The 11,751-nt window shown below is 74.8% G+C and carries 12 protein-coding genes; 1 reads left to right on the top strand and 11 read right to left on the bottom strand.

The window, feature by feature from the left end; genetic code table 11:
• Window positions 1-3: 3 nt before the first annotated feature.
• From ACWIYF_RS10065 to ACWIYF_RS10020, 10 genes are all read right to left on the bottom strand, one after another.
• On the bottom strand, window positions 4-474 hold the full coding sequence (locus ACWIYF_RS10065; protein ID WP_448627984.1) for a DUF350 domain-containing protein: 471 nt from the start codon (window positions 472-474) through the stop codon (window positions 4-6).
• Window positions 475-496: 22 nt separating this feature from the next.
• Window positions 497-901: a DUF4247 domain-containing protein gene (locus ACWIYF_RS10060; RefSeq protein WP_448627983.1), complete on the bottom strand. Its 405-nt coding sequence runs from the start codon at window positions 899-901 to the stop codon at window positions 497-499.
• A complete protein-coding gene (locus tag ACWIYF_RS10055) occupies window positions 898-1,407 on the bottom strand; it encodes a DUF2617 family protein (protein WP_448627982.1) in 510 nt (169 codons plus the stop codon). Before ACWIYF_RS10055 ends, ACWIYF_RS10060 begins: the two co-directional genes overlap by 4 nt.
• Window positions 1,404-1,994 carry a DUF4178 domain-containing protein gene (locus ACWIYF_RS10050; RefSeq protein WP_448628741.1) on the bottom strand — a complete coding sequence of 197 codons (591 nt, stop codon included), beginning with the start codon at window positions 1,992-1,994 and terminating at the stop codon, window positions 1,404-1,406. Before ACWIYF_RS10050 ends, ACWIYF_RS10055 begins: the two co-directional genes overlap by 4 nt.
• An 89-nt stretch (window positions 1,995-2,083) precedes the next feature.
• The gene (locus tag ACWIYF_RS10045) at window positions 2,084-3,139 is read right to left on the bottom strand and encodes a winged helix DNA-binding domain-containing protein (RefSeq protein WP_448627981.1); all 1,056 of its coding nucleotides are present in this window, start codon (window positions 3,137-3,139) and stop codon (window positions 2,084-2,086) included.
• Between the two features lie 35 nt (window positions 3,140-3,174).
• Window positions 3,175-3,936, bottom strand: coding sequence for an SDR family NAD(P)-dependent oxidoreductase (locus ACWIYF_RS10040; RefSeq protein ID WP_448627980.1), 762 nt, complete (start codon window positions 3,934-3,936; stop codon window positions 3,175-3,177).
• 15 nt (window positions 3,937-3,951) lie between these two features.
• Window positions 3,952-4,950: an acetamidase/formamidase family protein gene (locus tag ACWIYF_RS10035; protein WP_448627979.1), complete on the bottom strand. Its 999-nt coding sequence runs from the start codon at window positions 4,948-4,950 to the stop codon at window positions 3,952-3,954.
• Between the two features lie 39 nt (window positions 4,951-4,989).
• Window positions 4,990-6,204, bottom strand: a complete 1,215-nt coding sequence (locus ACWIYF_RS10030) for an alpha-hydroxy acid oxidase (RefSeq protein ID WP_448627978.1) — start codon at window positions 6,202-6,204, stop codon at window positions 4,990-4,992.
• A gap of 19 nt (window positions 6,205-6,223) precedes the next feature.
• Window positions 6,224-7,222: a DUF2891 domain-containing protein gene (locus ACWIYF_RS10025; protein ID WP_448627977.1), complete on the bottom strand. Its 999-nt coding sequence runs from the start codon at window positions 7,220-7,222 to the stop codon at window positions 6,224-6,226.
• Window positions 7,219-9,273: a S9 family peptidase gene (locus tag ACWIYF_RS10020; protein ID WP_448627976.1), complete on the bottom strand. Its 2,055-nt coding sequence runs from the start codon at window positions 9,271-9,273 to the stop codon at window positions 7,219-7,221. The genes ACWIYF_RS10025 and ACWIYF_RS10020 overlap by 4 nt, the downstream gene beginning before the upstream one ends.
• 76 nt (window positions 9,274-9,349) lie before the next feature.
• Here ACWIYF_RS10020 and ACWIYF_RS10015 point away from each other — a divergent pair, with 76 nt between their 5' ends.
• Window positions 9,350-10,591 (top strand): amidohydrolase family protein, encoded by a 1,242-nt coding sequence (locus ACWIYF_RS10015; RefSeq protein WP_448627975.1) that lies wholly within the window; start codon window positions 9,350-9,352, stop codon window positions 10,589-10,591.
• Between the two features lies 1 nt (window position 10,592).
• Here the strand turns inward: ACWIYF_RS10015 and ACWIYF_RS10010 are convergent, their stop codons facing one another.
• Window positions 10,593-11,699, bottom strand: coding sequence for a TerC family protein (locus tag ACWIYF_RS10010; protein WP_448627974.1), 1,107 nt, complete (start codon window positions 11,697-11,699; stop codon window positions 10,593-10,595).
• Window positions 11,700-11,751: the final 52 nt, after the last annotated feature.

The following is an 11,751-nucleotide window of genomic DNA, read 5'->3' as shown; positions in this document are numbered from 1 at the left end:
GGCTCACGACAGCGCGGCGGCGTTGACCGCGCCGATCGCCAGCAGGCTGGCCGCGACCGCCCAGCTCGCGCCGACCAGCTTCGGCTCGTTCACCAGGTTGCGCAGGTGGCCGGGGACGAACGCGTCGAGCAGCCGCAGCGCCACGGCCTGCAGCACGACCCCGATCAAGCCGTAGACCAGCGAGTCGACCAGGCCCTGCGCCAGCCCCTGCTCGTCCTCGCTGGTCAGGATCGCCGTCACCACGATGACCGCCAGCGCCAGGTGGTTGCCGCCCAGCAGCACCGCCGCGTTGGGGTTGCGGTCGGTGTAGACCTGCGCCCGCAGGTTGCCGGGCGTCAGCAGGTCCAGGGCGGCGAAGCCCACCACGAGGACGGCCAGACCGACGACGAAGTAGAGCAGCGTGGCCACGACCCCGTCGCCCAGGGCACCGCCGCTCACGGTCCCGAAGTCGACGGCGTGCACGGTCACGGTCACTCGTTCCTCCACAGGTGGTCGGTCACTTGGCGTCCCCCGGCCCGCCGTCGGACGCCCCACCGGCCGGCGAGCCCGGGCGGAAACCGGGACCGAGGAAGGCGAAGAAGCCGCTGCGGTAGCGCCGGTCCAGGTCCTCCACCCGGATGGTGCTCCCGTTCGCCGCCGGGCTGACGGTCACGATGTCGTCGTCGTAGCGCAGGTACTCGTTCCCGCCGTCGGCGGCGCGCGCCGCCGGGCGGACCCCGTCGGCGATGCGGGCGGTCACCGTGCCGACCGGGTCGGTCGAGCGGTAGGTCCGGGTGTCCCCCGAGCCGGTCGCGTTGCCGTACGTGTCGTCGAGGAAGCTGCGCACCCGCGACCCGCTGCCGCAGCCGGCCAGGAGCAGCAGGGCGACCGCCAGGGCGCCCACCCAACGGCGGGCCCTCACGGCGTCCACCGGCTGCGCGTCGTCACGATCACGCCCCGCTCCTCCCCCGGGTACAGGTGCCAGCTCTCCCACGCCCAGCCGCCCTCGGGCAGCGCCACCGCGCTCAGCGCCGTGCCCGCCCCCGGCCCCCCGGGGAAGGTCCCGTACAGCCAGTCCGGGCTGCCCTCGGCCAGCCGGTGCAGCCGTCCGGCGACCGCCGTCAGCTCGGCCGGTACGACCTCGCGGACCTCGGAGGACAGCCGGTGCGCGCCCGAGCGCGCGGAGCGGGGCAGCCGCGTGCCGCCGGCGGCCACCGCGTCGCACGACACCTGCTCGGTCAGCGCGTGACCGGGCACCGTCGCCGTCACCACGTGGGAGGCGCCGAGCACCCCGAGGGTGAGCGACCCGCCGCGGCCGTCGTGCACCGTCAGCTCGGCCAGCGCGGCCGGCGCGGGGGCGTCGAGGACCAGCCCGAGCGCCTCGGCGCGCACATCGCGGGGGACGACGTCGAGGAGCAGAACGGTCATTCGTCCGACGTCCGGTGGTACACGATCAGCTCGCCGAGCGACACCGCCCGGCCGGTGGAGACCTCCCACGACTGGGTGTCCGCCCAGCGCTCGAACGCGAGCAGCCCCGTGCCGTCGGCGGTCTTGTAGTCGGCGTAGTCCATGACGCCGCTCGGGGCGGTGCCGGTGGTCCCCTCGGCGGTGTACCGGGCACGGCCGCGCTCGACCTGGCGGTGCACCCGGTCGTCGAGGATCACGTCGCCGTCCGGCGTGAGGTTCGTGCCCTCGCGGCGCATCCAGAGGGTCATCTCCAGATCGCCCTCGTCGTCCTCGACGGTGAGCCAGCGCCGCCCGGTCGAGCCGTCGAGCAGGTGCTCGCGCCAGGTGAAGCCGCCCTCCTCGAGGACGATCGTGCCGCGGACGACGTGGTCGATCCCGGCGTAGGTGATCACGTCACCCACGCCGATCTTGTGCGGGTCGTAGAGCTCCGGCTGGTTCGCCAGCGGATCCACCCGCGGTCGCCGGGGAGCCGGGCGCGCCCGGCGGGCCCGCAGGACCAGCAGCACCACGCCGGCGAGCACCGCGAGGACGAGGAGGGCGATCAGCACTTCGGTCAACGAGCGGCTCCTGCGGCAGGGGGCGGACGGTGCGAACCTATCGTGATCAACGCGTTCCGCAGCCCGTCCGTCCCCCGCCCTCAGCCCGCCCAGCGGACGTCGGCGTCGCGGCCCGGGGCCAGGAAGGCGAGCAGGCGGGCGCCCTCGGCGGCGATCTCGTCACGCTGCGCGGCGGTCACCGGCAGGGACGGCCGCACGTGCAGCACCAGCGCGTCGCCGTCCCGCCGCGCGCCCCACGTCGCGGAGACCCGGCCGTCGACCAGCAGGCTGCCGGTCCAGCCCCCCGGCCCGCCGGGAACCGGCACGTGGTCGGCGTCCGCGACGACCCGCGACCGGTCGGCGTGGGAGAGCGTGACGTTGTCGTACTCGGCGAGGAAGCGCACGGGGGCGGGCGTGTCCGGGTCGGGCAGCGGGGCGTCGAGGACGTCGACCAGCTCGGCGCCGTCCTCGCCGCGGAACCGCCGCAGCCGGTGGCCCAGCCGCTCGACAACCTCGCCCAGCCGGGTCAGGCCGCACCAGACCTGCGCGTCGCGGGCGCTCGCCGGGCCGAACGCGGTCAGGTAGCGCAGGACGACGTCCTCGACCGGCGCGGCCCCGTCGCCGGCCCCCAGCCAGGCCGACGTCGGCGCCATGACCGCCGCGCCGGTGCCGGACCAGGTGCCGCGGGGAGGCGGCTGCACCCAGGGCACCCAGTAGCTGACGCAGAAGGCGACGGCCTCAGCGTCGGCGTCCGGGTGCCGGGCGGCGATGGCCCGGGTCAGCCCGGCCCGGCCCATAGGGCGCTCCGCGAGCAGGCGCTCGGCCTCCTCGACCAGCGCGGCGACGTCCTGGCCGCGCAGCCGCTGCCCCCACGCGGTGCTCGCGACGGTCCGGTCGAGCACCGGCTGCAGCAGCGGGCGCAGCGCGAGCGCGTCGGCGGCGGTGACCAGGTGGATCGTCGTCCGCATCAGCTGGGTGCGCACGGCCCGGCGGGCCACGAGCAGCCCGTCCAGCTCCGCCGGGTCGTAGGGGGCCAACCGGTCCCAGAGCGCCAGGTGCGGCACCCGCGGCACCTGCGCCTGCAGCCCGACCAGGTGCTCGAGCACGCCGGGCACCGGCCGGTCGACCCGCTCCAGCAGCAGCTGGCGCGCGAGCATCGCCCGGCCCAGGGCCCGGGTGGAGAGAACCGGCGTCAGAGCTGGATGCCCCGCGTCAGCGCGCCGTCCACCACGAGGTTCGTCCCGGTCGTGAAGCTGGAGACGGGGCTGGAGAGGAAGACGACCGCCTTCGCCATCTCCTCGGGCAGGCCCATCCGGCCGGTGGGGTTGAGGGCGAGGGAGTCGGCGTACAGGTCCGGGTTGCCGTGCTTGATGCCGTCCCAGATGCCGCCGGTGAAGAAGGTGTTGCCCGGCGAGACGACGTTCGCCCGGACGCCGCGGCCGGCGAGGTGGAACGCCAGCCCGGCGATGTAGCCCACGATCGCGGTCTTCATCGTCCCGTATGGCCCGGACGCGAAGTCGGCCTCGCGGCCGGTGACGCTGGAGATGGCGACGATGGACCCGTTGCTGCTGGCCTCCAGGTGCGGCAGCGCCGCCTGCGCCAGCCGGACGGTGTGCATCAGGTCGATCTCGAAGGACGCGTACCAGTTCTCCTCGGTGTCGGGGACGGCCAGCGCGCTGACGTTGGCGACGACGGCATCGAGGCCGCCGAGCCGCTCCGCGGCGTCCTCGACCCACGCGGCCAGCGCCGGGCCGTTTCGGACGTCGAGCTGCGCGCCGCGCACCCCGGCGCCGCGGCCGGCCAGCGCCTTCTCCGTCATCTCGATCTCGGCGGAGTCCCGGGCGCAGAACTCGACGGCGGCGCCCTCGTCGGCGAACGCCTCGACGATCGCCCGGCCGATGCCCTTGGTGCCTCCCGTGACGAGCACGCGGGAGCCGGCGAGCTGCAGGTCCATGGGGATCTCCTGTTCTCAGAGGGTCGCGGCGCGCTGCCGCAGGTCGGCGTGCAGGCCGCCGTAGGCGGTGGCCGAGGGCAGCAGCGCCTTGGGTGCCTTGAGGACGGCGCTGTAGTTGGCGTCGACGACGTTGGCGATCGGGGCCTCGGCGATCTGCGACAGGAGCTGGTAGGAGTCCATCGGGTGCAGTCCGTACAGCTCCTCGAACCAGCGCACGAGCTCGACCTGGCCGATCCGCCAGGCGTCCTCCAGCGGGCGGCTGGAGCCGACGGTCATCCAGTGCGCGTCGTCCTCGAGCCGTGGCCAGGCCGGCGCCCCGCCCTTGATCAGCTCGACGATCAGCGTCGTCGTCATCGCGCCCTCGACGGCGGTGCCGCAGGCCTCGCCCTCGCCCTGCCGGTAGTGGCCGTCGCCGACCGAGAACAGCGCGCCCTCGACGTTGACGCCGAGGAAGCAGGTGGTGCCCGGCCGCATCTGCGGGGTGTCCATGTTGCCGCCGAAGCGCTCGGGCACCAGCGAGCTGCGCACCTCTCCCCCGGGCGGCGCGACGCCGACGGTGCCGAGCATCGGCGCGACCGGCAGCTCGACGGAGAAGTCGCTGCGCCCGGCGGCGAAGGTGACCGTGTTCCGCGCGCGGTCGAGCTCGTAGATCCAGGTGGTGTCGGGCAGCGGATCCTGCAGCATGGCGACGCGGTCGGTGCTGGTCAGGCCCCCGAAGAACGGGATCGCGGCCGAGGCGCCCCAGTCGCGCGCGGGCTCCATGGCGACGAAGTGCAGCGCCAGGGTGTCGCCGGGCTCGGCGCCCTCGACGAAGAAGGGGCCGGTCTGCGGGTTGACGTAGCGCAGGTCGACCTTCTCGCTGGAGAGGTCCTCGACCTTGCGGATGACGCCGCAGAACGCGTCGTCGGACCACAGCCGCAGCGCCGTGCCGGGTGCGATGCGCCGCAGCGGGGCCACGCCGCCGAAGGTGAACGCGTACTGCTCGAACGTGGGCACGATCTCGACGACGTCCATGCGCCACCCTAGGAAGCCCCAGGTCACCGGGGCAATGCCTCAGCGCCGCAGGCGGGCCCGCTCCGGGGTCAGCTCGGCCACGGTCGACACCCCGAGCAGCTGCATGGTGCGCGCGATCTCCCGCGCGAGGATGTCCGCCGCCCGCTGCACGCCGCGCTCGCCGCCGGCCATGAGCCCGTACAGGTACGCCCGGCCGATCAGGCAGGCGCGGGCGCCGAGCGCGACCGCGGCGACGACGTCGGCGCCGTCCACGACCCCGCCGTCGACGAAGACCTCGGCGCGGTCGCCGACCGCCTGCACGACCGCGGGCAGCTGCTCCAGCGGGGTCGGGGCGCGGTCGAGCTGGCGGCCGCCGTGGTTGCTGACGACGACGGCGTCGGCCCCGGCGTCCACCACGGCGCGGGCGTCGTCGGCCCCCATCACGCCCTTGACGACCAGCGGGCCGCCCCACGACGCCTTGAGCGCGCCGACGTCGGCGAGCGTGGCGGCCGGTTCGAAGACCCGGTCGACCAGCTCGGCCACGGTGCCGCCCCACGAGCGCAGCGACGCGAACTCCAGCGGCGGGGTGGTGAGCAGGTCGATCCACCAGCGGGGGTGCACCGCGGCGTTGGCGAACGTGCGCAGGGTGAGCGCCGGCGGGATGGAGAAGCCGTTGCGGACGTCGCGCAGCCGCGGCCCGGCGACCGGGGTGTCGACGGTCAGCACCAGCGCGTCGTAGCCGGCCGCCCGCGCCCGCTCGACGAGTGCCTTGCTCGCCTCGCGGTCGCGCCACAGGTAGAGCTGGAACCACCGGCGGGCGCCGGGCGCGGCCTCGGCCAGCGCCTCGACCGACGTCGTCCCCATGGTGGACAGCGCGTACGGGATCCCGACCCGCTCGGCGACGCGGCCGACGGCCGTCTCGCCCTCGGTGTGCATGAGCCGGGTGAAGCCCGTCGGCGCGAAGACCATCGGCAGGGCCGACGGCGCGCCGAGCAGCGTGGTGGAGGTGTCGACGACGCTGACGTCGCGCAGCACCCGCGGGCAGAACTCGACCCGCTCGAAGGCCTCCCGCGAGCGGCGCAGCGAGACCTCCGCCCCGGCGGCCCCGTCGGTGTAGTCGAAGACCGCCTGCGGCACCCGCCGCCGGGCGATCTCGCGCAGGTCGCCGACCGTCGCCGCCCGCGCCAGCCGCCGGTCGGTGGCGTCGCCGGGCAATCGGCGCGGCCGGATCAGCTCGGAGAACTCCGACCACCGTGGGACCCGCCGCTGGACCACGGTCCCACCCTGCCTCCGGTCAGTAGTCCTCGTCCAGGTAGAGCAGCGCGTAGGCGGCCAGCCAGTGCTCAACCATGTAGTCGCTGCCGCTGACCTCGGCCAGCTCCGGCTCCGCATGCCGGCGGGCGGTGTCGAGCAGCAGGTCGCGAGCCCCCGGCGCGTGTGCCGCCAGCCGGCGCAGCGCCCACGCCCGGCTCAGGTTCAGCCCGTGCAGGTGCGCGGTCTGCCCGTCGCTGGAGTCGGCGACGACGGCGGGCTCGAACAGCGGCTGCCTGTCCATGCCAGGGAGGTACGTCGTGACCCAGTCCCCGAACTCCGCCGCCGGCAGCACGTCGGCCATGAGCACCGCCTCGGTGAGCACCGGCGAGAGGAAGTCGGCCCCCGACGGCTCCCAGCGCACCGGGGCGTCCCGGTCGGCGGCGAACCACCGCCGCGCGGCGTCCTCGATCGCCCGCAGCACCCGGTCGTCCCCGGTCCACGCCCGGCGGCGGGCGGCCGGCAGGGAGCGGATCAGCCCGAACGCGCTGTTCGGGTGGACGCCGTGCCGCACCGGGTACGGCGCGTCCGGCAGCCAGGCGGCCAGCGCGTCGAGGAAGTGGTCGGCGAGCGGCCGCAGCGCCGCCGCCCAGTGCGCCGCGTCCGGCCAGGACGCGGCCTCCTCGTGCAGCGTCAGCACCCAGCCCCAGCCGTACGGCCGCTGCGCGCCGGGGTTCGCCGCGTAGTAGGCCGTCTCGACGACGATCGCCTCCGGGGTCAGGTGCGCGTCGAGGAGGGCGCGGACGGCGGCGGCGTCGACCTCGTCGGGGAAGCGGCGGAGCAGGCGCAGCAGCACCCAGTGCATCTCGACCGCGGAGTGCCAGTCGAAGCTGCCGTAGAAGGCGGGGTGGCGATCCCGCGGCCGCTCGGGCGCGGCGCCCGGCGCGGTGTAGACCACCCGCAGGTCGTACGGGAACTCGGCCTGCACGGTGCGCAGGGCGGTGGCGGCGAGCTCGGCGGCCGCCGCGCGGAGGTCGCTCACGGGACCCGGGTCGAGCGCACGGTCAGCGGCGCCGGGTCCACCGCCTCGCCGTCATCGACCTCCGGGGTCGCGACCGCCGCCGGCAGCTCCACCTCGCCCGGGTTCCGGTCGGTCGGGAGCCAGCGGGCCCACCAGCGCAGCACGTGCTCGAGCCGGGCCAGGCGGTGCCGCGGCCGGCCGGACCGGGACAGCTCGTGCCCCTCGCCGGGGAACAGCAGCAGCTCGGTGGGGACGTCGCGCCGCTTGAGGGCGACGTAGAGGCGCAGCCCCTGCTCGACCGGGCAGCGCCAGTCCTCCTCCGAGTGGATCACCATCGTCGGCGTCGTGATCTTCTCGACGGTGGTCATCGGGCTCTGCGCGGCGATCCGGTCGGGGTCGGTGCCGAGGTACTGGTCGGGGAAGAACCACCCGATGTCGGAGGAGCCGACGAAGCTCACCGGGTCGGTGAACGCCCGCTCGCTGATGCCGGCGACGAACCGCGTCGTCCGGCCGAGCAGCATCGTGGTCAGGTAGCCGCCGTAGGAGCCGCCCATGACGCCGACCCGGCCGGCGTCCAGCCGCGGGTCCTCGAGCGCGGCGTCCAGGAAGGCCAGGACGTCGTCGGCGTCCAGCGTGCCCCAGCGGCCCTGGATCGCGCGGCCGTGCGCCTGCCCGTAGCCGGACGAGCCGCGCGGGTTGCACTGCACGACCGCGTAGCCGGCCGACACGTAGGTCTGCGTCTCGTCGAACAGCGTCCAGCCGTACTGGGAGAACGGCCCGCCGTGGATAGTGAGCAGCACCGGGTGCGGCCCCGGCCCGTCCGGCACCGTGATCCAGCCGTGCACGGGATGGCCGTCGGGCGCGGTCGCCGTCCGCTCCTCCATCCGGCGCACCCGGCCGGTGGCGCCGAGGCCGGAGCCGAAGGAGGTGAGCAGCCGCCGCGTCCCAGGGGTGATCGCGATCAGCTCGCCTGCCGACCGGTCGTGCGCCACCGTGGCGACGACGACGCCCCCGCCGACGCCGACCCCGCGGACGGTGAACGGCCCGTCCACCAGCGCCGTCGGCGCGCCGCCGTCCAGCGGCACGCTGAGCAGCTCCACCGCTCCGCGCCGCTCGACGCCGAACAGCGCCGCGTCCTCGGTGAGCACCGTCGCCGGGGACTCGTCGCCGCGGTGGTGCCCCTCCGGGTCGAGCAGCGGCTCCAGCGGCCCGCCGGCGGCGTCCACCCGGCACAGCGTCGCCTGGCTGCCGACGAAACCCAGCCCGTCGGGTCCGAGGTCGGGGACGGCGGTGAGGTAGATCGTCCGCCCGGTCGGGTCGTACGCCGGCCGGGAGCAGTCGCCGCGGGACCGCGTCACCCGCCGCAACTGCGAGCCGTCGGGGCGGACGGCGAACACGTCGGTGACCAGGTCGCGGTCGGCGCGCTCGTGCCGCGAGGACACGAAGGCCAGCTCGGCGCCGTCGGGGCGCCACGTGACGTCGGTGCAGTCGGCGTCGCCGGAGGTGACCTGCACCGGCCGCGGCGGCGCGGTGGCGTCGTCCCCGCCGTCCTCGGGCAGTGCCACGACGAAGACCTGGCTGCGCCGGTCGGTGACGAACCCGACGTCGTCGCGCCGGTACTGCAGCGTGGTGATCAGCCGCGGCGGCTCGGCCGCCGGCCCGACCCCGTCGACGGTGCCGTAGCGGCCCTGCTCGGGGACGCGGGCGACGAAGGCCACTCGCCGGGAGTCCGGCGACCACACCGGCGCGGCGGCGCCGAGCGGGCAGTCGGTCAGCGTCCGCGCGGCACCGCCGGAGGTGGGCAGCACGTGCACCTGCGGCCGCCCGCCGGGCGCGGCGGACAGGTAGGCCAGCCACCGGCCGTCCGGCGAGAACGCCGGCGCGCTGTCGCGGGCGCCGGTGGTGAGCGGCCGGGCGGGCGCGGAGCCGTCGGTGGGCACGGCCCACAGCTGGCCGCGGTACTCGTCGGCGTCGAGGTCCAGCCGGGTCACCGCCACGACCGCGATCCGGCCGTCCGGGGAGACGGTGGGGACCCCCGGGATCCGCAGCAGGGCGAGGTCGGTGGGCCGCATGACGATCGACGCTAGCCCAGGCGCGCCGCGGGGTGGATCCTGAGCACCGCTAACGGGTGAGGCCTACAGTGCGGCCGTGAGCCGCGTTCTCTTCACCGGTGGGCAGGTCTTCGACGGGACGGGCGGTCCCGCGACCAAGGCGGACGTCGTCGTCGAGGACGGCCGGGTGGTCGAGGTCGGCCTCGGCCTGGACGGCGACGAGGCGGTCGACTGCTCCGGCGCGGCCGTCTTCCCCGGGTTCTTCGACTGCCACGTGCACGTGATGATGAGCGGCGTCGACGTCCTGCGGCACCTGCAGACGCCGTTCAGCTACCCGTTCTTCGAGGCGGTGCACAACCTGCGCCGCACCCTGGTCCAGGGCATCACGCACGTGCGCGACGCCGGCGGGGCGGACCTCGGGGTCGCGGAGGCGGTGCGGAACGGGCTGGTCGCCGGCCCGCGGATGCAGATCGCGATCAGCATGCTCAGCCAGACCGGCGGGCACGGCGACGGCTGGCACGTCTGCGGCGCCGACGTCCCGCACATGCCGCCGCACCCGGGCCGGCCGAACACGATCGTCGACGGGCCCGACGAGATGCGCCGCAAGGTCCGCGAGCTGCTGCGGGCCGGGGCCGACGTGATCAAGGTGGCCACCAGCGGCGGCGTCCTCTCCGCGCGGGACGACCCCCAGCACCCGCACTTCCGCCCCGCCGAGCTCGACGTCCTGGTCGAGGAGGCCCGGGCCGCGGGCGTGGCGGTGATGGCGCACGCGCAGAGCACGGCCGGCATCAAGGCCGCCGTCCGCGCCGGGATCCGCTCGATCGAGCACGGCATCTTCCTCGACGACGAGGCGATCGACCTCATGCTCGAGCGCGGCACCTGGCTGGTGCCGACGCTCTCCGCGCCGCGCGCGGTCCTCGACGCCGTCGCCGCCGGCGCCTCGCTGCCCGAGGCGGTGCTGGCCAAGGCGGTCGCGGTGCAGAAGGTCCACGACGCCTCGGTGGCGCGGGCGGCCGAGGCCGGCGTGCGGATCGCGATGGGCACCGACACCGGCGTCGGCCCGCACGGCACCAACCTCGGCGAGCTGCCCCTCATGGCCGGCGTCGGGATGGCGCCGGAGCAGGTGTGGCGGTCGACCACCCTCGAGGCAGCCCGGCTGCTCGGGGTCGACAACGGCTTCGGCAGCCTCGAGCCCGGCAAGGTCGCCGACCTCGTCGTCCTGGACGGCGACCCGCAGGACCTCACCGAGCTGGCGGGCCGGGTGCGGGAGGTCTACCGGGACGGCGAGCTGGTCGCCGCCGCCGGCGCCGCGGTCGAGGCGGGCGTCCGGCCCCGGTAGCTCAGCCGCGGCGCCGCTGGACGGCCTCGTCGTCCTCGGTGGCGGCGAGCCGCGGCTTGGCCTCGGCCAGCGCCTCCGGGCCGCGGGCGCCCACCGCGTCGGCCTCCTGGGGAGAAACGGCCTCGGGGGCCGGTGCCGGGCTGAGCTGGCCCCGGGTCTTCATCAGGCTGGCCACGGTGGCCACGATGAGCACCCCGAGGATGATCGTCAGCGACAGCCAGATCGGGATGGTCGGCACGGCGTCGATGTGCTCGCCGCCGTTGATGAACGGCAGCGAGTTCTCGTGCAGCGCCTCCAGCACCAGCTTGACCCCGATGAAGGCGAGGATCACCGCCAGGCCCAGGGACAGGTAGACCAGCCGCTTGAGCAGGCCGCCGAGCAGGAAGTAGAGCTGGCGCAGTCCCATGAGCGCGAAGACGTTCGCGGTGAAGACGATGAACGGCTCGCGGGTCAGGCCGAAGATCGCCGGGATGCTGTCCAGCGCGAAGATCAGGTCGGTGGTGCCGAGGGCCAGGAAGACCACGATCATCGGCGTCCAGAGCTTCTTGCCGGCCTCCTGGATGCGGATCTTGCTGCCCCGGAACTCGTTGGTCATCGGCAGCACCTTGCGCATCCGCCGGATGAGCGCGTTCTCCTCGTAGTCGTCCTCCTCGTCGCGGTGCCGGACGAGGTTGATCGCCGTGTACACCAGGAACGCGCCGAAGATGTAGAAGACCCAGGTGAACTGATTGATCAGCGCGGCGCCGGCGAGGATGAACAGGCCGCGCAGGACCAGCGCGATGATGATGCCGACCATCAGGGCCTCCTGCTGCAGGTGCCGCGGCACCCGGAAGCGGGCCATGATGATCACGAAGACGAAGAGGTTGTCGACCGACAGGCTGTACTCGGTCAGCCACCCCGCGTAGAACTCGGTGGCGAACGTGCCGTTGGTGACTGCTAGCAGGACGCCGCCGAAGATCACCGCCAGGCCCACGTAGAAGCCGACCCAGAGGCCGGCCTCCTTCATGGAGGGCTCGTGCGGGCGGCGGGCGACGATCGCGAGGTCGGCTAACAGCAGGACCGTGAGCCCCACGAACGTCGAGATCTCGAACCAGACGGGGAGCTCCACGGGTTCACACCTTAGGGGCCGGGCTCTGCGGCATCCGGAGGCCGCAGGGCGG

Source organism: Geodermatophilus sp. URMC 64, from assembly GCF_053502555.1.
Note: the sequence above shows the minus strand (reverse complement) of the source record. Positions and strands in the feature narration are given on the sequence as shown.